Genomic DNA, 25,481 nt, shown 5'->3' with positions numbered 1-25,481 from the left:
TGGCAAAAAAAACCGCTTCCGGTAAGGGAAGCGGTTTCATCTACATCAGCGCGATCAGAACAACTTCAGCGCCGGTGCTTCTTCTTTCAACGGCTCATTCTTGGCCGTCTGCTCGTTCCAGCCACCGCCGAGGGCCTTGTACAGGTTGACCTCGCTGTTGAGCTGCGCCAGGCGGTCGGTGATCAGCGATTGCTGGGCACTGAACAGTTGGCGCTGGGCGTCGAGGAAGGTCAGGTTGCTGTCGACACCAATGCGGTAGCGACGCTCGGCCAGGCGGTAGTAATCCTGGTTGGCCGCGACAAAGCCACGTTGGGCATCCAGCTGCTGCTTGTAGGTCTCACGGGCGGCAAGGCCGTCGGAGACTTCCTGGAAGCCGGTCTGGATGGCCTTCTCGTAGTTGGCCACGTTGATCTCTTTCTGGATCTTCGAGTAGTCCAGGCTTGCGCGCAGGCTACCGGCGTTGAAGATCGGGATGTTGATCTGCGGAGCAAACGACCAGGTGCCCGAACCGCCTTTGAACAGGCCACCCAGGGTAGGGCTGGCGGTACCGGCGCTGGCGGTCAGGCTGATGCTCGGGAAGAACGCAGCACGGGCCGCGCCGATGTTGGCGTTGGCGGCCTTGAGGTTGTACTCGGCCTGCACAATGTCAGGGCGACGTTGCAGCAGGTCGGATGGCAACCCGGCCGGCACTTCGCTGAGCAGGTCATCCGACAGCGGCTTGCTGGCGATATTGGCCGGCAGGCCGGTGCCCAGCAACAGGGTCAGGTTGTTTTCGTCCTGGGCCACCTGGCGCGTGTAGCGCGCCAATTGAACACGGGCGTTTTCCACCGAGGTGCGTGCCTGGCTCAAGTCGAGGGCCGAGGCCACGCCGACTTCGTTGCTGCGCGAGGTCAGCTTGAAGCTCTGCTCGAACGCGCCGAGGGTGTCCTGGGTCAGCTTGAGCAGTTCCTTGTCGGCCTGCCAGGTCAGGTAGGCATTCGCCACACTGGCCACCAGGCTGATCTGGGTGCTGCGCCGCGCTTCTTCAGTGGCGAAGTACTTTTGCAAGGCTTCTTCACTGAGGCTGCGCACGCGACCGAACAGGTCCAGCTCATACGAGCTGATGCCCAGGCCAGCCGAATATTGGCTGGTGATGCCGGCTTCGCCAGACTGCGACAGCTTGGCCGGGGTGCGCTGGCGGCTGCCGCTGCCGGTGGCCGAAACCGCCGGGAACAGGTCGGCACGCTGGATCTGGTACTGCGCCGCATAGGCGTCGATGTTCAGCGCCGCGACACGCAGGTCACGGTTGTTCAGCAACGCGGTCTGGATCAACTGTTGCAGGGCAGGGTCATGGAAAAACTGCTTCCAGCCTTGCTCGGCAGCGGCCTGGCCCGGCGCCTGGGCCGACGAGTACGCCGGCCCCTGCGGGAACTGGGCTGCTACCGGCGCTTCAGGGCGCTGGTAGTCAGGGATCAGCGAGCAGCCACTGAGCACGAATGCAGTGACGGCTAAGGAAAGTAGCGACTTGCTCATTGGCCAGCCTCTTTAGGAGTTTCAGTAGTGTCTTTCTTTTTGCGTTCGCCCGCAGCCGACACGGTCGCGAAGAACAAGGGTACCCAGAAAATCGCCAGGACGGTCGCGGTGATCATACCGCCAATTACGCCGGTACCGATTGCGTGCTGGCTGCCAGAGCCCGCGCCGGTGGAGATTGCCAGTGGCAATACGCCGAGGACGAACGCCATGGAGGTCATGATGATCGGCCGCAGACGCATGCGGGACGCTTCGATGGCCGCCTCGACGATGCCTTTGCCTTGTTCGTGGAGCTCTTTGGCAAACTCCACGATCAGGATGGCGTTTTTCGCCGCCAGGCCCACCGTCACCAACAGGCCCACCTGGAAGAACACGTCGTTGGACAACCCGCGCAAGCTGGTCGCCATCAATGCGCCCACAACCCCCAGGGGCACTACCAGGATGACCGCGATCGGGATCGACCAGCTTTCGTACAGTGCCGCGAGGCAGAGGAACACCACCAGCAGCGACAAGGCGTACAGCGCTGGCGCCTGGGAGCCGGACAGACGTTCTTCATACGACAGGCCGGTCCATGCATAGCCGATACCTGCCGGCAGTTGCTTGGCAATACGCTCGACTTCGGTCATGGCGTCACCGGTACTGTAGCCCGGCGCCGGGGTGCCGAGGATTTCCATCGCCGCTACACCGTTGTAGCGCGACAGTTTCGGCGAACCGTAAATCCACTTGCCCGATGCGATGGAGGACAACGGCACCATCTTCCCGGAGTCGCTGCGCACGTACCATTTGTCCAGGTCTTCAGGCGACATACGGCTGGCGGCGTCACCTTGCACATACACCTTCTTCACCCGACCGCGGTCGATGAAGTCGTTGACGTAGCTGCCACCCAAGGCAATCGCCAGGGTCTGGTTGATGTTCGACAGGGTGATGCCCTGGGCGCTGGCCTTCTCGTCGTCGACGGTGAGTTCGTACTGCGGCTCATCGTTCACGCCGTTGGGGCGCACGCCTGCCAGAATCTTGCTCTGTGCTGCCATACCGAGGAACTGGTTACGCGCCGCCATCAATTTATCGTGGCCGACACCGCCCTGGTCTTGCAGGAACACGTCGAAGCCGGTGGCGTTACCCAGTTCCAGTACAGACGGCGGCACGATGGCAAATACCATGGCGTCCTTGAAGGTCTGCATGAAGTAGCCCTGGGCGCGCTTGGCGATCTCGAACACCGAGTTGGAGGCGTCACGTTCGTCCCACGGCTTGAGCATCACAAATGCCAGGCCCGAGCTTTGGCCACGACCGGCGAAGTTGAAGCCGTTTACGGTAAACACCGATTTCACGCCTTTGCCTTCGCCTGGTTCGCCTTCCTTGTCGTTGAGCAGGTACGCACGCATGTCGTCGATGACTTTTTGCGTACGCTCAGCCGTGGAACCGACCGGCGTCTGCACCTGAGCAAAGATCACGCCCTGGTCTTCATCGGGCAGGAACGCCGCAGGAATGCGCATAAACAGCCAGATCATGCCGGCGAAGATCAGCGCGTACACCAGGAACGCAGGAATCTTGTGCCTGATCATGTTGCCCACGCCGCGCTCGTAGCTCAGTACGCCACGGTCGAAGGTGCGGTTGAACCAGCCGAAGAAACCACGCTTGGGTTGGCCGTGCTTTTCCGGATCGATCGGCTTGAGCATGGTGGCGCACAATGCCGGGGTGAAGATCAGCGCAACCAGTACCGACAACGCCATGGCCGAAACGATGGTGATGGAGAACTGTTTGTAAATCACACCGGTGGAGCCACCGAAGAACGCCATCGGCAACAGAACCGCCGACAGTACCAGGGCAATACCCACCAGGGCGCCCTGGATCTGGCCCATGGACTTGACCGTCGCCTCTTTGGGCGACAAGTGTTCCTCAGCCATTACCCGTTCGACGTTTTCCACCACCACGATGGCATCGTCCACCAGCAGGCCGATGGCCAGGATCATGCCGAACATGGTCAGGGTGTTGATGGTGAAACCGAACGCCGCCAGGATCCCGAAGGTACCCAACAGTACGACCGGTACGGTCATGGTGGTGATGATGGTGGCGCGGAAGTTCTGCAGGAACAGGAACATCACCAGGAACACCAGCACGATCGCTTCGACCAGGGTGTCGACTACCCCGGAGATCGATTCGGTAACAACTGGGGTGGTGTCATACGGCACCACCGCCTTCATGCCAGGCGGGAAGAACGGTTCCAGCGACGCCACGGTGGCGCGGATGGCCTTGCCGGTGTCCAGGGCGTTGGCGCCCGAAGCCAGCTTGATCGCCATACCGGAAGCCGGCTTGCCGTTGAACTGCGCAGCGATGCTGTAGTTCTGACCACCAAGCTCAATACGGGCGACATCTTTCAGGCGCACCTGTGAGCCGTCGGTATTGACCTTCATCAGAATGTTGCCGAACTGCTCAGCTGTCTGCAGGCGGGTCTTGCCAATGATGGTGGCGTTCAGCTGCGTGCCGGGCAGGGCAGGCAGGCCGCCCAGTTGGCCGGTAGCGACCTGTACGTTCTGCGCGGAGATCGCGGTGCTGACATCCACCGGCGTGAGCTGGTAGTTGTTCAGCTTGGCCGGGTCCAGCCAGATACGCATGGCGTACTGCGAACCGAACACCTGAAAGTCACCGACACCCGCCGTACGGGAAATCGGGTCCTGGATATTGGACACGATGTAGTTGGACAGGTCGTCCTTGGTCATGCTGCCGTCTTCGGACACCAGACCGATCACCATCAGGAAGTTCTTCACCGACTTGGTCACGCGGATACCCTGCTGCTGCACTTCTTGCGGCAGCAGTGGGGTCGCCAGGTTCAGCTTGTTTTGCACCTGAACCTGGGCAATATCCGGGTTGGTACCCTGGTTGAACGTCACGGTGATGGTCATGCTGCCGTCGGAGTTACTGTCCGAGGAAACATAACGCAGGTTGTCGATACCGTTGAGCTGTTGCTCGATAACCTGCACCACGGTGTCCTGCACGGTTTGTGCGGACGCGCCTGGGTAGGTCACCTGGATGTCGATGGCGGTTGGCGCGATGGCCGGGTATTGGTTGATGGGCAACTTCATGATCGAAAGTGCCCCGACCAGCATGATCACCAGGGCGATAACCCAGGCGAAAATGGGACGGTCGATAAAAAATTTCGACATGGATTACTCCCCTTTGCCAGCAGCGGCAGCAGGAGCAGCAGCACTGCCAGCGTCAGCAGGCTTGGCGTTGTCGGCCGGCTTGACCTTGACCTCGACGCCCGGCTTGACGTACTGCAAGCCTTCGGTGATCACACGGTCGCCGGCGTTCAGGCCTTTTTCCACCAGCCAGTAGGCGCCGTACGTACGGTTGGCTACCAGTTCGCGCTGCTCGACCTTGTTGTCGGCGTTGACGATAAGCGCCGTTGGTGTGCCCTTGAGGTCACGGGTCACGCCTTGCTGCGGTGCCAGGATGGCCTTGCTGTTCACACCGGCTTGCAGTTGGGCGTGCACGAACATGCCCGGCAGCAGGGTGTGGTCAGGGTTGGGGAATACGGCGCGCAGGGTCACGGAGCCGGTAGTCTGGTCAACCGACACTTCGGAGAACTCCAGCTTGCCGACCTGGCCATAGTCACTGCCGTCTTCCAGGGTCAGCTTGACCTTGGCCGCGTTTTCGCCGGCTTTCTCCAGCTGGCCGCTTTCCAGGTCGCGGCGCAGTTTCAGCATTTCCGCCGAAGACTGGGTGACGTCGACGTAGATCGGGTCCAGTTGCTGAATCACGGCCATGGCATCGGCCTGGCCATTGCTGACCAGCGCGCCTTCGGTGACCGAAGAACGACCAATACGCCCGGAGATCGGCGCGAACACTTTGGTGTAGCGCACGTTGATCTGGGCGGTTTGCACGTCGGCTTCAGACGTCATGCGGTTGGCCACGGCGGTGTCGTATTCCTGACGGCTGACGGCTTGCTCATCGACCAATTGCTTGTAGCGGTCGGTGATGGACTTGGTCTGGGTCAGTTTCGCTTGTGCGCTTTTGAGGGTGGCGTCATACACCGACGGGTCGATCTGGTAGAGCTGTTGCCCTTCCTTCACGTCGGCGCCTTCCTTGAACAGGCGCTTGAGAATGATGCCGTTCACCTGGGGACGAACTTCCGCGATGCGGTAGGCGGTGGTGCGGCCTGGCAATTCGGACGTCAGGGTGAAGGCTTGCGGTTGAATGGTGACCACGCCGACCTGAGGGGTTTGAGCGGGCGGAGCCGCTTCTTCCTTTTTACATCCGCTGAGCAGCGATGCCAGGGCGACGGCAGTGACCAGAGCGGTAACAGCTGGCTTAAGTTGCATGAAGATCCTCGGGTCAGGCGCGCAGAGTGCGCACAAGAAGTGTGGAAGGGTAAAAAACAAGCCGTGAGTGGATAAGTAGCTTGCTACGCAATATACTTACGTTCACGGTTGTTTGTAAACTCTTGACAGGTTTCGCGGATTGTTGACAAAGCATCCGCCAAAGCCTCGATTTTAGTACGTTCGGCGCCCAAGACGACGTCGTCCCACAATTATTCAGATGATGCTCAAGCACCATCCACAGTGTCCTGATTGAGGTTTTACTGCCATGGTTCGTCGCACCAAAGAGGAAGCTCAGGAAACGCGCAGCCAGATTCTCGACGCCGCCGAGCAAGCCTTTTATCAACGCGGAGTGGCCCGCACCACGCTGGCGGACATCGCCGCATTGGCCGGAGTGACGCGCGGGGCTATTTATTGGCATTTCAGTAACAAGTCCGATTTGCTCCAGGCACTGCTCGACACGCTGCACGAACCCCTGGACGAACTGGCCCGGGCCAGTGAAAGCGAGGATGAAGTCGACCCGCTGGGCTGTATGCGCAAGCTGTTGATCCATCTTTATCATCAAGTGGCCCTGGACCCGAAAACCCGGCGCATCAACGAAATCCTGTTTCATAAGTGCGAGTTCACCGATGAAATGTGCGACATGCGGCGCCAACGCCAGACCCACAGCCTGGAATGCAACCTGCGCATCGGCCTGACACTGCGCAACGCGGTCCATCGCGGGCAACTTCCGGAAAACCTCGACACCACGCGGGGCGCGGTGTGCATTCATGCTTACATCCACGGCTTGATTGGCCAGTGGCTGTTGGTACCCGACAGCTTCCAACTGCATCAGGACGCTGAACGCTGGGTGGACGCAGGGCTGGACATGCTGCGCTTGAGCCCCAGCCTGCGCAATTAAGACAAAATGCGTAATTGCATCCAGTTGTGTCAACAGTAAAGTCCAGAGACAGTCAATCGTCCCTTCGCAGGATTTGCGGGGTGACTTTATATACGGGCTGGCGGGCGGTTGATAGGTAGCCGCCTAAGTATTTTGTAGCGATTTTGTTGCAAGGCTGTGAAGGAGTGTTTCCCAGCTACTGTGCGATCGTTCCCACGCTCCGCGTGGGAATGCATCCTGTGACGCTCCGCGTCACGCTTTAGGGGCAGACGCAGAGCGTCCAGGGCGGCATTCCCACGCAGAGCGTGGGAATGATCAATCAGCCGAAAAAAAGCCCCGGTTCTTGCGAGCCGGGGCTTTTTCGTTTCAGCGAATTACATTACAGCGCCAGCGTGGGGTAGTCGATGTAACCCACTGGGCCTTTGCCGTAGAAGGTTTCCGGGTGCGGTTCGTTCAACGGCGCATCGGCCTTCAACCGCGCCGGCAGGTCCGGGTTGGCAATGAATGGCACGCCGAAGGCTACTGCATCGGCCTTGCCGGCCGCCAGCCAGGCGTTGGCGCTGTCTTTGGTGAAGCGCTCGTTGGCGATGTACGGGCCACCGAAGGCTTTTTTCAGTTGTGGACCGAGGCTGTCGCCGGCTTCTTTTTCACGGGAGCAGATGAAGGCGATGCCACGCTTGCCCAGCTCGCTGGCGACGTAGGTGAAGGTTTCCGCCAAATTGTCGTCGCCCATGTCGTGGGAGTCGGCGCGTGGTGCCAAATGCACACCCACACGGCCGGCGCCCCAGACTTCAATGGCGGCGTCGGTCACTTCCAGCAGCAGGCGAGCACGGTTTTCCAGGGAGCCACCGTAGTTGTCGGTGCGATGGTTGGTGCTGCTTTGCAGGAACTGGTCGAGCAGGTAGCCGTTGGCGCCATGGATTTCCACGCCGTCAAAGCCTGCGGCCTTGGCGTTTTCAGCGCCGACGCGGTAAGCGTCAACGATGTCGGCGATTTCAGCGGTTTCCAGGGCGCGTGGCGTCGGGTAGTCGGCCAGCGGGCGAACCAGGCTGACGTGGCCTTTAGGCTGGATGGCGCTCGGTGCCACCGGGGTTTCGCCGTTGAGGTACGACTCATGGGAGATACGGCCCACGTGCCACAATTGCAGGAAAATCTTGCCGCCCGCGCCGTGTATAGCCTTGGTTACATTGGCCCAGCCGCGAACCTGGTCGTTGGACCAGATACCCGGTGTGTCCGGGTAGCCAACGCCCAGCGGCGTCACGGAGGTGGCTTCGCTTAAGATCAGCCCGGCGGAAGCGCGTTGCACGTAGTACTCGGCCATCAGCGCGTTGGGTACGCGGCCTTCATCGGCGCGGCAGCGGGTCAGCGGCGCCATGATGATGCGGTTGGACAATTGCAGGTCGCCCAGTTTGATCGGATCGAAAATAGTCGTCATGGGAAAACACCCTTCTCTTTAAGTGGATTGATCAGTGGGTCGCAGGGGCCAGGTCGGCATCGCCGCTCTGACGAAAAGTAATCAGGGTCACCAGCAGGGCCAGAATCGCCAGGGCCGCCGCGGCCAAAGGCACGCTGGTCAGGCCGAAACCGTGGGCAATCACGCTGCCGCCGACCCAGGCGCCGAGCGCGTTGCCGATGTTGAAGGCGCCGATATTCAAGGTGGACACCAGGTTTGGAGCGGCCTTGCCGAAGGTCACCACGTTGATTTGCAGCGCCGGTACGGCGGCGAACGAAGCGGTGGCCCACAGGAACAGGGTGATTTCCGTCGGGATCACCGCGACGCTGGTCCAGGTCAACACCGTGGAGACCACTGCCATGCTGATGAACACGCCGATCAGGGTGGCGGCCAGGCGTTTGTCCGCCAGCTTGCCGCCGATGATGTTGCCGACGGTAAGCCCCAGGCCGATCAGCAGCAGGGTCCAGGTCACGCCTTTGGGCGACACGCCGGTGACATCGCCGAGCAGCGGTGCGACGTAAGTAAAGAGGGTGAACATGGACGCGGCGAACAACGCAGTCATGGTCAGCGACAGCCAGATGCCGGCGCCCTTGAGCGCGGCCAGTTCGGCGCGCATGTCGAGTTTTTCTTCGTCACGCTTGGCCGGCAGGAAGCGGATCAGACCGATCAAGGCGACTACGCCAATCACCGTCACCGCCCAAAAGGTCGAGCGCCAGCCGGCTTCCTGTCCCAGTGCGGTACCCAGCGGCACGCCGAGCACGTTGGCCAGGGTCAAACCGGTGAACATCAAGGCCACGGCCGAAGCCCGTTTGTTGGCCGGCACCAGGTTGGCCGCTACCACCGAACCGATCCCGAAGAACGCACCGTGGCACAGCGCGGTGACCACACGGGCAAACATCAGCACGTTGTAGTCACTGGCCAGGGCGCAGAGCAGGTTGCCGACAATAAAGATGCCCATCAACGCTACCAGGGCGGCCTTGCGTGGCAGCTTGGCGGTGGCCAGTGCCATGAACGGCGCGCCAATCGCCACGCCCAGGGCGTAGCCGGTGACCAGCCAGCCGGCGCCGGGGATCGACACGCCCAGGTCCGCCGCCACATCGGGCAGCAAGCCCATGATGACGAACTCGGTGGTGCCGATGGCGAAGGCGCTGAGGGCCAGTATGAGTAGCGAGAGGGGCATTGGCGTTTCCTTGTTACAGCGCTGCGTTTTCGTCAGCACTGAGTTCGGTGATGAGCGCCGCGAGGAAGGCCTGGATGGTTGCCTCGTTGCGTTTGAAAAAATGCCACTGCCCGGCCTTTTGGCTGCTGATCAACCCGGCGCGTTGCAAGGTGGCCAGGTGCGCCGACACGGTCGACTGGGACAAGCCGCAACGCTGGTCGATCTGCCCGGCACAAATGCCGTATTCGTGGTTGTGCACCTGCTCGGGGAACTGCACCTTCGGGTCTTTCAGCCAGGTGAGGATGTCTCGTCGTACTGGGTGTGCCAGGGCTTTTATTATTTCGTCGAGGTCGATGGACATGGCGGTTGCTCGGTTTCGTACAGCGTTATATCGCGATGAGGCGAACTTTAAATCGGTCTATCCCGATATACCAATATGATTTTGATCTGAGATCAGGCTATTTCGGTATATCGGGTTATAACGATACGTAATCGGCAGTGGTAGACTGCGCGGCATGAATTATCTCGCACATCTGCACCTGGGCGGCCAACTTCCTGCTCAATTGCTCGGCAGCCTGTATGGCGACTTTGTAAAAGGCCGCCTGCAAGGCCAGTTCAGCCCGCAAATCGAGTCGGCGATTCAGCTGCACCGCTCGATCGACCGCTTTACCGACAGCCACCCGCTGGTGGGTGAGGCGTTGTCACGCTTCAGCCTGACCCGCAAGCGCTACGCCGGGATTGTCCTCGATGTGTTTTTCGACCACTGCCTGGCGCGGGATTGGGCGCTGTACGCCGACCAACCGCTGGAGCGCTTCACCGCGCAGGTGTACCGCGTGCTGGCGGCCGAGCCGCAGTTGCCGGGGCGGCTGGCGCAGATTGCGCCGTATATGGCGGCGGATGATTGGCTGGGCTCATACCGTGAGTTCGCGGTGATGGAGCAGGTGTTGCGCGGGATTTCGCGGCGGCTCACCCAGCCACAGGAGCTGGGGCATGCGATGCAGGAGTTGCGGGTGTTGTATGAGCCGCTGAGCGAGGATTTTCGGTTGTTCTATCCCGAGTTGCAGAAGTTTGCCCAAGCTCAACTGATGACTGAAATCTAACTGAGATCTAAATGTGGGAGCTGGCTTGCCTGCGATAGCGGTGGGTCAGCCACATCTCTTTCAACTGACAGACTGCTATCGCAGGCAAGCCAGCTCCCACATTCTAAAGTGTGTTCAGGCCGCAAATGCAGGCCGAGCCGCCACTTGCTCAACCTCCGGCACCGGCCCAAACAACGCCTTCTGCACCGCCTGCTGCGCCTGATACGCCAGCGCCGCACGTTCCTGCCCGGCACAGGCAATCGGCTGGAGCACATGAATCTCCACATCACCCTGGTCATTACTGAACAGACGCATCAGGTGCGAGAGCAAATCGTCATCGCCAATAAACGGCGCCAACGCATCCACCTGCCCATCACGCAAATAACGAATCGCCACCGGTTGCAGCGACACATCCGCATCAATCGCACTGGCCAGCAAGCGCCCATGGAACGTACGCAGGCTGCGCCCGTCGGTGGTGGTGCCTTCGGGGAACATCAGCAGCGGATGCTGTTGCTCCAGATGCCGGGTCATCTGCTTGCGGATCAACTGGCTGTCGCCCGAACCACGGCGGATAAACAGGCTGCCGGCCTTCGCCGCCAACCAGCCGGCCACCGGCCATGTGCGCACTTCGGCTTTGGACAAAAATGACATCGGCGCCACCGCGCCGAGCAGCGGAATGTCGGTCCAGGACACGTGATTGCTCACCCACAGCATCGGCTGCGTCGGCAATTCACCGTGTACCGTCACGCGAAAGGGCAGGGCGTTGGTCAGCCGTGCCATAAAAAACCGCGACCAACGCTGGCGCCGCACCATCGAGTTGGCAATGCGCAAACGCTCGAATACGCCAAACACACTGGCCATGCTCAACCCCAGCGCCACCACCAGCAGCACCCGGGCAATGCGCCCGTATATGCGCAGGCGGCTCATCACATGGCCGCCTTGAAGTGGCGGGCGTAGCGCGGGCACAACTCATCGCGCTTGAGCAGGATGAACACGTCGGCCACCTGGAAGTCTTCATCCCAGCACGGCTCGCCGCAGATCTTCGCGCCCAGGCGCATATAGGCTTTGAGCAGCGGCGGCATTTCCGCGATGACGTTGGACGGCAGGTCCAGCGCCGGCAGTGGTTTTTTTGGTTCGGCGCGCAGGTGTTCGTTGCACAGGTAGCGTTCGCGCAGGCGCTGCATGATTGCGTGGGCCTGGATGCCACCGTCGTGCATCGGGATGCTCGCGCAACCCATCAGGTAGCTGTAACCGCCCTGGTTGAGGACTTCGGCCAATTCGCCCCACAACACCGCGATGGTGCCGCCGTTGCGGTAGGCGGGGTCGACGCAGGTGCGGCCGATCTCCAGGATCGGGCCCTTCAAGTGCAGCAAGCCGTGCAGGCTGAATTCTTCTTCGCTGTAGAACCGGCCCAAGGTGCTGGCGGCCTGGTGGTCGAGCAAACGGGTGGTGGCCACCAGTCGACCGCTGTTCAAATCCCGCACGCCGATGTGGCTGCAGTGAACATCATAGTCATCCATGTCCAGACCCTGTTCCGCGCCTTTCAGCTTGGCGTTGAACTCGCCGCTGAACACGTTGAAACGCAGGGCCTGGGCTTCCTGCAAAGCCTTGGCGCCAACCAGGCGTTCGGCTTGCAGACGGCGTTCATTGCCGGTGTCGCTGATGCGGGCGATCTGAGTCATGGCGAATCTCCGAGTGCCGGCCACGTACCGGCCGGTCGACTTGTTTGTCCAAACTCAGGCTATGTAGGCTCGGTGTCAGCTCCATGAAGTTATGGTGACGCTTGGATGACAGGCGTTCCTGTCGCAAATCTGTCATACGCCTGGGCTAGGCTCGCGGGCTTGAAAGCCCCCTTGAGTTTGCGTCCATGGTCCGAGGCCTGTTGTGCGTTGCCCTGCTGTTAGTCACCGCTGCCGCCCACGCCGACACCTGGCCGGACAAGGAATGGGCCAAGGGCGCGCCCCTCGAAGGCGCGGCGGTCGATGCGCTGAATGCCTACGCTTTTCCCCCACGTGACGACGCCACTCGTAAAGGCATCCGCACCGATGCGCTGCTGGTGATCCGCGATGGCGTGATCATCTACGAACGCTACGACGCGCCCACCACCGCCAGCACCCCGCACTTGACCTGGTCCGTCAGCAAAAGCCTGATGGCCACCGTGCTCGGCGTGGCCTACGGCGAAAACCGCTTCAAACTCACTGACCCGGCCGCGCGTTTTTACCCGCCAATGAAGCAGCACCCCAAAGTGAGCATGGCCGACCTGCTGCACTGGGGCTCAGGCCTGGACTGGCAGGAAGACTACGAATACGCCCCGCTGAAATCCTCCGTGGTGGCGATGCTTTACACCCGAGGCCGCAGCGACATGGCCGAGTTTGCCGCAGCCACCGAGGCCGCCGCCGCACCGGGCCAGGCCTTTCGTTACTCCAGTGGCGACAGCAATATTCTGTCCGCCGCCCTTAAAGGCATGCTTGGTCACAAGGCCTATATGAGCTACCCGTGGGACGCGCTGTTCAAGCCCCTGGGCATTCACAACGCCACCTGGGAAACCGACGCCGACGAAACCTTCGTCGCCTCGTCCTATGCCTACCTCACCGCTCGCGATTTGGCGCGGGTCGGCCTGCTGATGGCACGCGACGGTCGTTGGGGAGAGCAGCAGTTGCTGCCTAAAGAGTGGGTGGCCTTCAACCGCCAGCCATTCGATAAATACCAGGCCGGCCAGGACGAAGCCGTCCCCGGCGGGCAATGGTGGCTTAACCTCGACGTACAAGGCGCGCCAAGACCCTGGCCCGATGCGCCTGCCGACACCTTCGCCGCCCTCGGCCACTGGGGCCAGGCGCTCTATGTGCTGCCCGACGAACACCTGGTGATCGTGCGCTACGGCGATGACCGCGACGGCACTTACCGCCACAACGAACTGCTCAAACGCGTACTGGCGGCGGTGCAACCATGATCCGTCGTCATCCGTTTATCAGTGTGTTTTTGCTGCTGTTGCTCGCCCTGCTGGGCTGGGTGTGGCACGAACGCGTCAACCTGCAAGCCTTCCCCGACATCATCGCGGCGTACACGGCCAAGGAGTACTGCTCGTGTCGGTATGTGGAGAACAACCCGGCGGAGTATTGCCTGGGGTATGTGAAGCAGTATGTGCCGACCAGCGCGTTCACTGACTCGCCGGAACGCAGTGAAGTCACGGCAAGCGGTTTAGGACGCACGCACACGGCGCGGTGGTTGGGTGATCGCCAGGGCTGCCGCCTCAACCCCTGACGCACCAAAGATTCTCTGTGGGAGCTGGCTGACAATGTTTGAAGGCACCCACATGCCCTCCTGTGGCGAGCAGGCTTGCCCTGCGTTGGGCTGCGCAGCGGCCCCAGTAAGGGCACTGAAAATGCCTTCTGAAAGAACTCAGTGCCTGGCTATGGGGCTGCTGCGCAGCCCAACGCAGGGCAAGCCTGCTCGCCACAACAGGCGATGTATTAACCGGCAGTTATGTAGATACCTATGCTGCGATGACGGCGGCACAGGCGACAGTGATGTTGACTGACCGGCCGCTATCGCAGGCAAGCCAGCTCCCACATTGGATTTGTGCTGATCAATGGAATTTATAGAGATACAAACAGGCGCCCGATGCACTGCACCGGGCGCGAACGACTTACTGCGGGGTTGGGCTGCCAGGCTGCAAGGCCAACAACAGGTCATCGATGATGGCCTTACCCATTTCGCCCAGGTAATGCGAGGCGAATGCAAACTTCTCCGCCTTGGGGTCCATGGCCGCTTCAAGGGCGAGCATTTTTGCGTAATAGAGCACGTGGGATGCGTGTTCAAGGGCTTCTACGAGCGGAACTCCGGCGTTGACGCGGAAGAGTTTCAGGTGGCTTTTGTTTTCTCCGCAGTCTGCGAAGGTGGCGGCGCCGATGGTTTCGGCTGATGTGGCGTTAGTCATAACTGATTCCTTTTGCATGAACAAAAAGAGCTGCCACTAACGTTTCCAGGCGAAGGGTGGCAACTGTACGCGGGCTGGAAACCGAGGCAAAAGGAACCCGGCAGACCCGAAGGTCTCCCACGTACAGCCGCCAAAAAGCACAAACTGCAGGCATAAAAAAAGCGCCTGCTGATTGTTTGACGACGCTGTAGCGTCCTTAAGCATCGGGTTTCCAGGCCCGGTCACTGATGAGCAGCGACGGAGGCGAGGTTAACCCTATGCACGCGCCGTCGCAACCTGTGGCCAATAGCTGTCCGCAATCTGCGTTGTGTGACGAGGGAGCACCGTCCCGTTTGACTGCGCAGCGGCCACCGGCTTTTTGGGGGCGCTTCGCACCCCAGCGCAAGCAAGCTTGCTCGCCACAGGGGTATGCGCAGCGGCAGAAGTGTCGGTTGTTGCCTTGAAATTTGCCGGGTGCCGCGTTTCCAGCGCGCCCCCCTGTAGTACCCTTGCCCGCGGCCGACCCCACTCACGTCGGCCGTCAACAGGCATAGAAAGGAGACTTATGACGCTGGGGCGCAAGGCCGAAAACTACTTCAGGATGATAAGAACGCGAATGGGCCTGGAGAAAAACTACTATTTAAAAAGCTTCGTTATTGCGCTGTTTATTTTTTGCATGAGCGTCTCTGTTTTTAAATCCAGCGATAAGGCCGCGATCATTATCTTGATCTGCGGGGTTAATGCGCTGTTGTTTCCGCTGGCCAGGCGTGCAGTCGAAAACGTTGTCTTTCGTTTTACTGGAAAAGAATTTTGGGCGACAGATCCACTACGGGCCGCCGCATCTTATGGGGGGCACGTACTGCTGTGGATGTTTTATTTCGTTTTTGCCATTCCGCTTGGTGCCGTCTATTTACTGTGGTTGTGCCTGAAAAAATAGTGTTCCTTCGCGCGGCCTTTGCTTGCGGAGAACGGAGCTTCTATTTGTTGGGCCTCGCGTTTTGGGCGCGCTTCGCACCCCAGCGCAAGCAAGCTTGCTCGCCACAGGGTTATCAGGTGTCGGCCTCAGGTTCCACCCAGTGGAACCACCTTTGATTGTCCTCGCGCCCACATCGCGCTTAGCTGTCGATGTGCCGCCAACAAGAACGGGACCACCCGCCTGTGAGGAGAATCACCATGCGCCCACACCAGCACATTATGGATTGGCTCAGCGACGTCGCCAGCGACTTGCACACTGTGCGCCACGATATCCACGCCCATCCCGAACTCGGCTTTGAAGAAAACCGCACCAGCGCGCTCGTTGCGCAGTCCTTGAAAGAATGGGGCTACGAGGTGCACACCGGCATCGGCAAAACCGGTGTGGTCGGCGTGCTGCGCAATGGCAGCAGCTCGCGCACGCTGGGGATTCGCGCCGACATGGACGCCTTGCCCATCATCGAAAACACTGGCGCGGCCTACACCAGCCAGCACGCCGGTTGCATGCACGCCTGCGGGCATGACGGCCACACCACCATGTTGCTCGGCGCCGCGCGTTACCTGGCGGCGACGCGGCAATTTGACGGCACCTTGAACCTGATTTTCCAACCCGCCGAAGAAGGCCAGGGCGGCGCCGAGGCGATGCTGGCCGATGGTTTGCTCGAGCGCTTCCCGTGTGACGGCTTGTTCGGCATGCACAATATGCCGGGCTTGCCGGCGGGGCATCTGGGCCTGCGGGTCGGGCCGATGATGGCCTCTCAGGACTTGCTTACCGTGACGCTGGAAGGCGTCGGTGGCCACGGTTCCATGCCGCATCTGACGGTGGACCCGCTGGTGGCGGCGGCGAGTATGGTCATGGCCTTGCAGACGGTGGTGGCGCGCAATATCGACACCCAGGAAGCCGCCGTGGTCACGGTCGGTGCGCTGCAAGCGGGGCAGGCCGCCAACGTGATACCTCAGCACGCGCTGTTGCGTCTGAGCCTGCGTGCACTGAACCCCAAGGTCAGGGAACAGATGCTCGAACGGGTCAACGCCATCATCCACACCCAGGCCGCCAGCTTCGGCTGCACGGTGCAGGTTGAACATCGCCCGGCCTACCCGGTACTGGTCAACCACGCCGAAGAAACCGAGTTCGCTCGCCAGGTCGGCGTGGCCTTGCTCGGTGCCGACGCGGTAGACGGCAACACTCGCACCTTGATGGGCAGTGAAGACTTTGCCTGGATGCTGCAACGCTGCCCCGGCAGTTACCTGTTTATCGGCAATGGCGTGTCGCGGCCGATGGTGCACAACCCCGCCTATGACTTTAACGACGACATCCTGCTGACCGGCGCCGCCTATTGGGGCGCGCTGGCCGAGAGCTGGCTCAAGCCTGCCTGACGACCTCTTTTTTTCTGCCGCTGGACCCTTGCCCTTATCGGTTGAATGGAGTGTTCCTCATGCAGACTGCACACGCAGGCGTTTCCCGCACCCGCCAGGTGGTGGCGGCTGTGATCGGCAATGCGCTGGAATGGTATGACTTTATCGTTTACGGCTTTCTGGCCAGCATCATCGCCCGCCAATTCTTTCCGTCGCAGGATGAATATGCCTCGCTGCTGATGGCACTGGCCACCTTCGGCGTGGGCTTTTTCATGCGCCCGGTGGGCGGCATCCTGCTGGGCATTTACGCTGACCGCAAAGGCCGCAAGGCCGCGATGCAGTTGATTATCCGGCTGATGACCGTGTCTATCGCGTTGATCGCCTTCGCGCCCAATTACGCCGCCATCGGCATGGGCGCGCCGTTGCTGATTGTGGTGGCGCGCATGCTTCAGGGCTTTGCCACCGGCGGTGAATACGCGAGCGCCACGGCGTTTCTGGTGGAAAGCGCGCCGGCCCATCGCAAGGGCTTGTATGGCTCGTGGCAGTTGGTGGGGCAATGCCTGGCGGTGTTCGGCGGCGCGGCGATGGTGGCGCTGGTCACGCACTTCTTTTCGCCCGAAACCCTCGACCTGTGGGGCTGGCGTGTGCCGTTTGTGCTGGGCTTGCTGATCGGCCCGGTGGGGTTGTGGATTCGCCGGCACCTGGAAGACCCGGAAGAATTTATCCAGGCACGCAAACAGGCCACCGGCCCGGCGCCGAGCCTGATGGATGTGCTGCGTGAGCATCGGCGCAGCATCCTCGTCTCCATGGGCTTGGCCTGCGGCGCGACAGTGTCGTTCTATGTGGTGCTGGTGAATATGCCGACCTTCGCGCACAAAAGCCTCGGCTTGCCGCTGGACCAGGTGCTGATGGTGCAGATGTTTGCGGTGGCGCTGATGACCGTGGTGATTCCGCTGTCCGGCATACTCTCGGACCGTATGGGGCGGCGGCCAGTGTTGATGGCTTTCACCCTGGCATTCTTCGTGATGGTTTACCCGCTGTATGTGTGGGTGGCCGCGGCGCCGTCCATCGAGCGCTTGCTGGTGATGCAAGTGCTGCTGTGCACGGCCATCGGCGGCTTTTTCGGCCCGGCACCGACGGCGCTGGCCGAGCAGTTTCCGATTGAGGTGAGGTCCACGGGTGTGTCGGTGGCCTATAACGTCGCCGTCATGGTGTTCGGCGGCTTCGCACCGTTGATCGTGACCTGGCTGACCAAAGTGCTCGGTACGCCAGTGGCGCCATCGTTTTATGTATTGTTCGCTTGCGTGCTGACGTTGATGGGCACTTACTGCATGCACGAAGCCCCACGGGCGAAGAAACTGCTGCCCTTTTCCAACGAGGTGAAGCCTTGAGCAGTATTGATTGGGATGCCACGCAGCTGTCGCAAGCGATCCATGCGCGGCAGGTGTCGTGTGAAGACGTGATGGGCGAGTACCTGGCGCAGATCCAGCGTTTTAACCCGCGTGTGAATGCGCTGGTGTCGTTGCGTGATGCCGATGAAGTGCTGGCCGAAGCCCGCGCCTGTGATCGCGAACTGGACCAGGGCAAGTCCCGTGGCTGGATGCACGGCATGCCTCAGGCGATCAAGGATTTGGCGGCCACCAACGGTTTGCGCACCACGCTCGGCTCGCCGTTGTTCGCCGAGCATGTGCCCACTGAAGATGCGATCAGCGTGGCGCGGGTGCGGGCCAGTGGCGCGATCATCATCGGCAAGACCAACGTGCCGGAGTTCGGCCTCGGCTCGCAGACCTACAACACGCTGTTCGGCACCACCGGCAATGCCTATGACCCAAGCCGGGTGGCCGGCGGCAGCAGCGGCGGGGCGGCGGTGGCGCTGGCGTTGCGCATGCTGCCGGTGGCCGATGGCAGCGACATGATGGGCTCGCTGCGCAACCCGGCGGCGTTCAATAACGTGTTTGGTTTGCGCCCTTCACAGGGGCGTGTACCCCACGGGCCGGCGCCGGAATTGTTTGTGCAGCAACTGGGCACCGAAGGCCCAATGGGCCGCAGCGTCACGGATGTGGCGAAGTTATTGAGCATTCAGGCCGGTTACGACCCGCGGGTGCCGTTGTCATCCAGGGACGATCCGTCGGTGTTCGGCCAGCCGTTGCAGCGCGACTTCAAAGGCGCCCGCCTGGGCTGGTTGGGTGACTACAACGGCTACTTGCCGATGGACGAGGGTGTGATGAGCCTGTGCGAATCGGCCCTTGGCGATTTCGCCGCATTGGGCTGCGAGGTGGAAAGCTGCCAGCCGGTATTTTCCCTGGCGCGCCTGTGGCGCTGCTGGTTGGTGCATCGCCACTGGCTGGTGCACGGCAACCTCGGCGCGGCCTATGCCAACCCGCAAAAACGCGCGTTGCTCAAGCCTGAGGCGCAATGGGAAGTGGAGGGCGGCCTGGGCTTGAGTGCGCAGCAGGTGTATCAAGCGTCGGTGGACCGCAGCGAGTGGTATCGCGCCCTCGCCAAGCTGTTTGAACGTTACGATTTCCTGCTGTTGCCCACCGCCCAAGTGTTCCCTTTTGATGCACAGCAGGCGTGGCCGCGCCGTGTGGGTGGGCGCGAAATGGACACTTATCACCGCTGGATGGAGGTGGTGATCGGCCCTACATTGGCCGGTTTGCCGAGCATGAATATTCCGGTGGGCTTCAATCCTCAAGGCTTGCCCATGGGCCTGCAGATTATCGGCCCGGCCCAGGCGGACCGGGCGGTTTTGCAGTTGGCCTATGCCCATGAACAGCTGACGCACTGGGTAAAGCGTCGCCCGCCTGCGTGCCTTGAATCGATGAGTTGACCTGCGATCGGGCCTGTATCTTGCTGTGAAAAATGATCATCCACCGGCAACAGGGAGATCGAACATGGAGACAGGCACGGTACGGTCGGTTGAGCGCGCACTCGCCATCGTCGAACTGCTCGGCGAACACCAGGCCTTGGGGTTGGAGGAGTTGCACTACCTCACACGCTTGCCCAAGGCTACGGTGTCGCGCATGTTGCTGACCTTGCAGGAACAGGGTTGGGTCTATCGCGGCCTCAGTGACCGCCGTTACCGCCTGCGCGCCCAACGGTTGTTCGGCGACACCCAGCAACGTTTCAAGCGCCAAGTGGTGGAAAGCGCCGCGCCCTGGCTGCTGGAACTCAGCGAGCGCACCGGGCTGGTGGTGGATCTGTCCTGCTTTGATGGCGAGCGCCTGGAGGTCATGGAAAGCGCGATCCCCAGTGTGTTGCGCAAGTTGTACCCCAATAACTGCCAGATCGTCGGCCTGCACGCCAGCCTGTTTCACTCGGCGATGGGCAAGGCGTGCCTGACGCAATTACCGGTTGAGGAGGTGCAGCGTCTGGCGGGCCGCGATCATGTCGCCGCGGACGAGCAGGTGCATACCTGCGAGCAAACCCAGCACCAGGGGTTTGGCCAGCGTACTGAAGGCTATTGGGAATACCCGGTGCGCCTGCCGTTTCTGATTCGCGCGGTGGCCTTGCCGGTGCAGGCCAATGGGCGACTGGTGGGCAGCATGGCGTTGCACTGGCCGATGCATCAGGCGCCGGTGGAACGCGTATTGAACCTGCACATGGCCAGCCTGGAAGCGACGGTGCGCGATGTGCAGCGGGCGTTGATCTGAAGGCAGCCACCGAACCCTGTGGGAGCTGGCTTGCCTGCGATAGCGGCAGGTCAGTCACCTTCACTGTTGCCACAGGGGTTTGGCTGCCTTGAAAAATTGTGCAGATACCCAGCTCCCACATTGGATTTGCGCCGCTTGTGAGATTGCGCTTAAGGTTCGTGCAGGTTTTTTGCCCCTCGAGTTTCTATGTTCAATGTCAAACCTCTGGCCTTCGCCCTGCTGACGGCGGCCGCCTTGCCTGCCCATGCCGACTGGTACCTGGATAACGAATCCTCGCGCCTGTCGTTCGTCACCACCAAGAACACCGAGATTGCCGAGGTGCATCGCTTCCTGGTGTTGCACGGCAAGGTCGACAGCAAAGGCGCGGCGCAGCTTGAGGTCGAGATGGAGTCGATCAACAGCGGCATTCCGCTGCGCGATGAGCGCATGCGCAATGACCTGTTCCAGATCAAGGCCTTCCCCGAAGCGCTGATCAGCGCGCAGATCAACCTGCAACCCATCAACGACCTGGCCCCGGGCGCGCAAATCGAGTTGCGCCTGCCGTTGTCGGTGACCCTGCGCGGCAAGACCCAAACCTACAGCGCCGAACTGCTCGCCACACGCCTGGATGACCGACGCTTCCAGGTGGTAACCCTGGAACCTGTGGTGCTGCATGCCGAGGATTTCGATTTGGTGCCGGGTGTGGCCGCACTGCGCAAGGCGGCCGGCTTGGCGTCGATCAGTTTGTCGGTGCCGGTCGGTGCGGTGCTGATTTTCACGGCGCGCTGACATGAGTGGCGCAGTGTTCCCGTGGCGCAGCGCCAACCGATTCGAGTTGCTGATCGACGGCCCGAGTTTCTTCCCGCAGATGCTGGTGGGCATTGCCCGGGCCGAGCGCCAGGTCGATCTGGAGTTGTACCTGGTGGAGGCGGGTGCTTGCGCTGAAGCCATGGTGCAAGCGTTGGTGCAAGCCGCCGAGCGCGGCGTGCAGGTGCGCTGCCTGTTTGATGATTACGGCAGCCTGGCCTTCACGCTGGGCCTGCGTAAGCGCCTCACCGACGCGGGCGTGCAACTGCGCTTCTACAATCGCCTGAGCTGGCGCCGTTGGATGCGTAACCTGTACCGCGACCATCGCAAACTGTTGCTGATCGATCAGGGCATCGCCGTGGTCGGCGGCACGGGCGTTACCGATGAGTTCTGGACGCCCGGGCAAGACACCGCCGACTGGCATGAAGTGATGGTGCAGATCAGCGGCCCGCTGGTGCTGGACTGGCAGGCGTTGTTCGACCGGCAATGGCACGCCAACGCGGCGCGCCGCGAGTGGAAACCCGCCACCCATTTCGGTTTGCCGCGCTTGCCCAAGGTGCCGGCCACCGGGCCTGGCCTGGGGCGCGTGGCGTATGCCGACGCCCGTCAACACCGCGATATTTTGCAGTCGCTGATCCGCGCGCTGAACAGCAGCAAGACGCGCATCTGGCTGGCCACCCCGTATTTTCTACCGACCTGGAGCGTGCGCCGTGCGTTGCGCCGCGCAGCCGGGCGTGGCGTGGATGTGCGTTTATTGCTGACCGGCCCGCGCACCGATCACCCTTCAGTGCGCTACGCCGGGCACCGTTATTACCCACGGCTGTTGCGCGCAGGCGTGCAGATCTTTGAATACCAACCGTGCTTTTTGCACCTGAAAATGGTGCTGGTGGACGACTGGGTAAGCGTTGGCTCGTGCAATTTCGACCACTGGAATTTGCGCTTCAACCTGGAGGCCAACCTCGAAGCGCTGGACCCCGAGTTGACGGCAGCGGTGGCGGGCAGTTTCGAGCGTGATTTTGCCCAGAGCCAGGCGGTGAGCCTGGCGGCGTGGAAGGCGCGGCCGTTGTGGCGGCGGGTGAAGCAGCGGGTGTGGGGCTGGATTGATCGGTTGGTGGTTAACCTGCTGGATAGGCGCGGCTGACACGTGATCATTCCCACGCTCTGCGTGGGAATGCCTCTTGTGACGCTCCGCGTCACGCTGTGGGACGCGGAGCGTCCCGAGCTGCATTCCCACGCGGAGCGTGGGAACGATCATCAGAGCAGTTCAAACGTCTGCTGCTGCACATCCTGGGAATCCAACCCGATCTGCACATTGAACTCGCCCGGTTCCGCCGCGAACTTGAGCTGGGTGTTGTAGAACTTCAAGTCTTCTTCGGTGATGGTGAAGTGCAAGGTGCGTTCTTCACCGGCCTTGAGCATGACCTTCTGGAAGTTTTTCAGCTCCTTGACCGGGCGGATCATCGAGCCGGCCACGTCCTGGATATACAACTGCACCACGGTTTCGCCATCGACCTTGCCGGTGTTCTTCACCGTGACGCTGGCGTCGAGCTTGCCGGTCTTGTTCAGGGTGGTGGACGACAGCGCCATGTCCGACAGGCTGAACGTGCTGTAGCTCAGGCCATAGCCGAACGGGAACAGCGGCCCGGTAACGTCATCGAAGTACTGCGAGGTGTAGTTGCCCGGCTTGCCTGGGGTGAACGGCCGGCCGATGCTCAGGTGGTTGTAGTAGGTTGGAATCTGCCCCACCGACCGCGGGAAGGTGATCGGCAGCTTGCCCGATGGGTTGTAGTCACCGAACAGCACGTCGGCGATGGCGTTGCCGCCTTCAGTGCCGGCAAACCAGGTTTCCAGGATCGCGTCAGCCTCTTTGTTTTCATCCACAATCGACAGCGGGCGGCCGTTCATCAGCACCAATACCAGCGGTTTGCCGGTGGCTTTGAGCGCCTTGATCAGGTCGCGCTGGCTTTGCGGGATGTTCAGGTCGGTGCGGCTGGAAGACTCGTGGGACATGCCACGGGACTCGCCCACGGCGGCGACCACTACGTCGGCTGCCTTGGCGGCCTTGACCGCTTCGTCGATCATCACCTGGGCTGGGCGGGTGTCATCGACCACTTCCGGCGCATCGAAGTTGAGGAAGTTGAGATAGTCGACCACGGCCTTGTCATTGGTGATGTTGGCGCCACGGGCGTAGATGATTTTGCCTTTGTCGCCGATGACAGCGTTCATGCCGTCCAGCAGCGTGACCGATTGCTCAGGTTTACCGGCAGCCGCCCAACTGCCCATCATGTCGATCGGTGCCTTGGCCAGCGGGCCGACCAGCGCGATGGTCGCGGATTTTTTCAGCGGCAGGGTGTTGTTGTGGTTTTTCAGCAAGACCTGGCTGCGGCGGGCGATATCGCGCGCATCGCTGCGGTGCAGGCGGCTGTCGGCATAGGTGTCGGCCGGGTCGTCTTCGGCCTTGCCGATGCGCAGGTACGGGTCTTTGAACAGGCCCATGTCGTACTTGGCGCCGAGCACTTCGCGCACCGCATTGTCGATGTCGCTTTGCTCGATTTCGCCGGACTTGAGCAACCCAGGCAATTCCTTGCCATACAGCGAGTCGTTCATGCTCATGTCGATGCCGGCCTTGATCGCCAGCTTGGCAGCCTCACGCCCGTCCTTGGCCACGCCGTGCTTGATCAGCTCAAAGATCGCGCCATGGTCGCTCACGGCCAGGCCTTTGAAGCCCCAGTCCTTGCGCAGCAGGTCGTTCATCAGCCAGGTGTTGGCGGTGGCCGGCACGCCGTTGATGGAGTTGAGCGCCACCATCACGCCGCCGGAACCGGCCTTGATCGCCGCGTGGTACGGCGGCAGGTAGTCCTGGTACATCTTGACCGGGCTCATGTCGACCACGTTGTAGTCGCGACCGCCTTCCACCGCGCCATACAGGGCGAAGTGCTTGACGCTGGCCATGATGCTGTCGGCATTTGCCGGGCTTACGCCCTGGAACGCCTTGACCATCACTTCGGCAATGCGCGAGACCAGGTAGGTGTCTTCACCAAAACCTTCGGAGGTGCGGCCCCAGCGTGGGTCGCGGGAGATGTCGACCATCGGCGCAAAGGTGATGTCGAGGCTGTCGGCGGCGGCTTCCTGGGCGGCGATGCGCCCGGAGCGGCCGATCGCGTCCATGTCCCAGCTGGAGGCCAGGGCCAGGCTGATCGGGAAAATCGTGCGGTGGCCGTGGATCACGTCGTAGGCGAAGAACATCGGTATCTTCAACCGGCTGCGCATGGCCGCGTCCTGCATCGGACGGTTTTCCGGGCGGGTGATCGAGTTGAACGTGCCGCCAATGCGCCCGGCGGCGATTTCCTTGCGGATCAGCTCGCGGGGCATCTCCGGGCCGATGCTGATCAGGCGCAATTGGCCGATCTTTTCATCCAGGGTCATCTGCTTGAGCAGGTCGCTGACGAAGGCGTCCTTGTCTTTAAGCGCAGCAGGCTTTGTTTCTGCCCATACGGGGTGACTGGCCAGAGTGGCAACAAGGCCGAGCAAACACAGCTTTTTCATGAATATCCTTTTTCGGCTACTGCACAGCGAAAATGCGCTGGTCTGCCAAAATGTGGGGGAACCTATGTTGTTGTTCGAGTGTTATTGCACTTAATGCACCACACTTGTGAACTCTTATTCGCGCTGGGCATCTTTTTAGCTGATTGGCTCGACGCAATCCAGTGATGGCGGATTATGCCCCAAGCGCGCGGTGTATAGGGTTAGTCGTCACATTCCATTCAGATTGGGCAGGAGAAACACTATGCAAGCAGCACAACATTACCGCTGGGGCTTCAAGGCCGCGGCTTTGCTATTGATCAGCACAGTGCTGAGCGGTTGCGGCATCAACACCATTCCGACCCTGGACGAACAGGCCAAGGCCGCCTGGGGCCAGGTGCAGAATCAGTACCAACGCCGCGCCGACCTGATTCCCAACCTGGTGGAAGTGGTCAAGGGCTATGCGGCCCATGAGCAAGACACCCTCACCGCTGTGATTGAGGCGCGGGCCAAGGCCACCTCGATTCAGGTGGATGCCAGCACCCTCGACAACCCGGAAAAACTCAAGCAGTTCCAGCAAGCCCAGGATGGCCTGAGCGGCGCGCTTAGCCGTTTGATGGTGGTGTCCGAGCGCTACCCGGACCTCAAAGCCAACCAGAACTTCCTGGCGTTGCAGTCTCAGCTTGAAGGCACCGAAAACCGTATCGCCGTGGCCCGTCGCGACTTTATCCAGGCGGTGCAGGCCTACAACACCGAGATCCGCACCTTCCCGGGTCGCCTGTGGCACAGCGTGATGTACAGCGACTTACCGATCCGCGCCACGTTTGAGGCCACCAGTGCCGACGCCGGTAAAGCGCCGCAAGTGAAGTTCAAATAAGGC

The 25,481-nt window shown here is 61.2% G+C and carries 22 protein-coding genes; 12 read left to right on the top strand and 10 right to left on the bottom strand.

From position 1 onward, the window contains the following. Positions 1–54: 54 nt before the first annotated feature. Genes adeC through ASE80_RS02075 form a run of 3 tightly spaced genes read right to left on the bottom strand, consistent with a single transcriptional unit; the run spans position 55 to position 5,828 of the window. Positions 55–1,512 (bottom strand): AdeC/AdeK/OprM family multidrug efflux complex outer membrane factor, encoded by a 1,458-nt coding sequence (adeC, locus tag ASE80_RS02085; RefSeq protein WP_056857450.1) that lies wholly within the window; start codon positions 1,510–1,512, stop codon positions 55–57. Beyond that, complete coding sequence (locus ASE80_RS02080; protein ID WP_056857449.1) at positions 1,509–4,670, bottom strand: efflux RND transporter permease subunit; 3,162 nt, start codon at positions 4,668–4,670, stop codon at positions 1,509–1,511. Before ASE80_RS02080 ends, adeC begins: the two co-directional genes overlap by 4 nt. Positions 4,671–4,673: 3 nt before the next feature. Next, positions 4,674–5,828, bottom strand: coding sequence for an efflux RND transporter periplasmic adaptor subunit (locus ASE80_RS02075; RefSeq protein ID WP_056857448.1), 1,155 nt, complete (start codon positions 5,826–5,828; stop codon positions 4,674–4,676). Between the two features lie 265 nt (positions 5,829–6,093). On the opposite strand from ASE80_RS02075, the gene ASE80_RS02070 reads away from it, so the two are divergent. Continuing rightward, positions 6,094–6,726 (top strand): TetR family transcriptional regulator, encoded by a 633-nt coding sequence (locus tag ASE80_RS02070; protein WP_056857447.1) that lies wholly within the window; start codon positions 6,094–6,096, stop codon positions 6,724–6,726. 358 nt (positions 6,727–7,084) lie between these two features. On the opposite strand, the gene ASE80_RS02065 is transcribed toward ASE80_RS02070, so the two are convergent. Genes ASE80_RS02065 through ASE80_RS02055 form a run of 3 tightly spaced genes read right to left on the bottom strand, consistent with a single transcriptional unit; the run spans position 7,085 to position 9,678 of the window. Further along, positions 7,085–8,140: an alkene reductase gene (locus ASE80_RS02065; RefSeq protein ID WP_056857446.1), complete on the bottom strand. Its 1,056-nt coding sequence runs from the start codon at positions 8,138–8,140 to the stop codon at positions 7,085–7,087. Positions 8,141–8,171: 31 nt separating this feature from the next. Beyond that, positions 8,172–9,338: an MFS transporter gene (locus tag ASE80_RS02060; protein ID WP_056857445.1), complete on the bottom strand. Its 1,167-nt coding sequence runs from the start codon at positions 9,336–9,338 to the stop codon at positions 8,172–8,174. Between the two features lie 13 nt (positions 9,339–9,351). Beyond that, positions 9,352–9,678: an ArsR/SmtB family transcription factor gene (locus tag ASE80_RS02055; protein ID WP_017137252.1), complete on the bottom strand. Its 327-nt coding sequence runs from the start codon at positions 9,676–9,678 to the stop codon at positions 9,352–9,354. A gap of 154 nt (positions 9,679–9,832) precedes the next feature. Between ASE80_RS02055 and ASE80_RS02050 the strand changes: the two genes are divergently transcribed. Then, positions 9,833–10,417, top strand: coding sequence for an acyl carrier protein phosphodiesterase (locus ASE80_RS02050; protein WP_056857444.1), 585 nt, complete (start codon positions 9,833–9,835; stop codon positions 10,415–10,417). Positions 10,418–10,531: 114 nt separating this feature from the next. Here the strand turns inward: ASE80_RS02050 and ASE80_RS02045 are convergent, their stop codons facing one another. Together ASE80_RS02045 and olsB are read right to left on the bottom strand one after the other, a co-directional pair. Further along, positions 10,532–11,323 (bottom strand): lysophospholipid acyltransferase family protein, encoded by a 792-nt coding sequence (locus ASE80_RS02045; protein ID WP_056857443.1) that lies wholly within the window; start codon positions 11,321–11,323, stop codon positions 10,532–10,534. Then, positions 11,323–12,078, bottom strand: a complete 756-nt coding sequence (gene olsB / locus ASE80_RS02040) for an L-ornithine N(alpha)-acyltransferase (RefSeq protein ID WP_056857442.1) — start codon at positions 12,076–12,078, stop codon at positions 11,323–11,325. The genes ASE80_RS02045 and olsB overlap by 1 nt, the downstream gene beginning before the upstream one ends. A gap of 185 nt (positions 12,079–12,263) precedes the next feature. Between olsB and ASE80_RS02035 the strand changes: the two genes are divergently transcribed. Beyond that, entirely contained in the window at positions 12,264–13,346 is a 1,083-nt protein-coding gene (locus ASE80_RS02035; RefSeq protein ID WP_056857441.1) for a serine hydrolase domain-containing protein, read from the top strand. After that, positions 13,343–13,657 (top strand): hypothetical protein, encoded by a 315-nt coding sequence (locus ASE80_RS02030; protein ID WP_056857440.1) that lies wholly within the window; start codon positions 13,343–13,345, stop codon positions 13,655–13,657. Before ASE80_RS02035 ends, ASE80_RS02030 begins: the two co-directional genes overlap by 4 nt. Positions 13,658–14,042: 385 nt before the next feature. Here ASE80_RS02030 and ASE80_RS02025 read toward each other — a convergent pair whose 3' ends face one another. Beyond that, complete coding sequence (locus ASE80_RS02025) at positions 14,043–14,333, bottom strand: DUF3077 domain-containing protein (RefSeq protein WP_056857439.1); 291 nt, start codon at positions 14,331–14,333, stop codon at positions 14,043–14,045. Between the two features lie 544 nt (positions 14,334–14,877). Between ASE80_RS02025 and ASE80_RS02020 the strand changes: the two genes are divergently transcribed. From ASE80_RS02020 to ASE80_RS01990, 7 genes are all read left to right on the top strand, one after another. After that, positions 14,878–15,249: a colicin E1 family microcin immunity protein gene (locus ASE80_RS02020; protein WP_056857438.1), complete on the top strand. Its 372-nt coding sequence runs from the start codon at positions 14,878–14,880 to the stop codon at positions 15,247–15,249. A 236-nt stretch (positions 15,250–15,485) separates the two neighbouring features. Further along, positions 15,486–16,661 carry a M20 aminoacylase family protein gene (locus ASE80_RS02015; RefSeq protein WP_056857437.1) on the top strand — a complete coding sequence of 392 codons (1,176 nt, stop codon included), beginning with the start codon at positions 15,486–15,488 and terminating at the stop codon, positions 16,659–16,661. A 59-nt stretch (positions 16,662–16,720) separates the two neighbouring features. Next, positions 16,721–18,031 carry a citrate-proton symporter gene (locus ASE80_RS02010; RefSeq protein ID WP_056857436.1) on the top strand — a complete coding sequence of 437 codons (1,311 nt, stop codon included), beginning with the start codon at positions 16,721–16,723 and terminating at the stop codon, positions 18,029–18,031. Next, on the top strand, positions 18,028–19,470 hold the full coding sequence (locus ASE80_RS02005) for an amidase (RefSeq protein WP_056857435.1): 1,443 nt from the start codon (positions 18,028–18,030) through the stop codon (positions 19,468–19,470). The genes ASE80_RS02010 and ASE80_RS02005 overlap by 4 nt, the downstream gene beginning before the upstream one ends. Before the next feature lie 64 nt (positions 19,471–19,534). Then, entirely contained in the window at positions 19,535–20,293 is a 759-nt protein-coding gene (locus tag ASE80_RS02000) for an IclR family transcriptional regulator (RefSeq protein ID WP_056857434.1), read from the top strand. A gap of 186 nt (positions 20,294–20,479) precedes the next feature. Further along, a complete protein-coding gene (locus ASE80_RS01995) occupies positions 20,480–21,061 on the top strand; it encodes a YceI family protein (protein WP_056857433.1) in 582 nt (193 codons plus the stop codon). A gap of 1 nt (position 21,062) precedes the next feature. Beyond that, positions 21,063–22,220, top strand: a complete 1,158-nt coding sequence (locus ASE80_RS01990; protein WP_056857432.1) for a phospholipase D-like domain-containing protein — start codon at positions 21,063–21,065, stop codon at positions 22,218–22,220. 113 nt (positions 22,221–22,333) lie between these two features. Here the strand turns inward: ASE80_RS01990 and bglX are convergent, their stop codons facing one another. After that, positions 22,334–24,625 carry a beta-glucosidase BglX gene (gene bglX, locus ASE80_RS01985; RefSeq protein ID WP_056857431.1) on the bottom strand — a complete coding sequence of 764 codons (2,292 nt, stop codon included), beginning with the start codon at positions 24,623–24,625 and terminating at the stop codon, positions 22,334–22,336. 241 nt (positions 24,626–24,866) lie between these two features. On the opposite strand from bglX, the gene ASE80_RS01980 reads away from it, so the two are divergent. Beyond that, the gene (locus ASE80_RS01980; protein ID WP_056857430.1) at positions 24,867–25,478 is read left to right on the top strand and encodes a LemA family protein; all 612 of its coding nucleotides are present in this window, start codon (positions 24,867–24,869) and stop codon (positions 25,476–25,478) included. Positions 25,479–25,481: the final 3 nt, after the last annotated feature.

It is taken from the genome of Pseudomonas sp. Leaf15 (genome assembly GCF_001421425.1).
Taxonomy (GTDB): Bacteria; Pseudomonadota; Gammaproteobacteria; order Pseudomonadales; family Pseudomonadaceae; genus Aquipseudomonas; species Aquipseudomonas salomonii.
The sequence above is the reverse complement of the archived record's forward strand: the minus strand, read 5'-3'. Positions and strand labels throughout refer to the sequence as shown.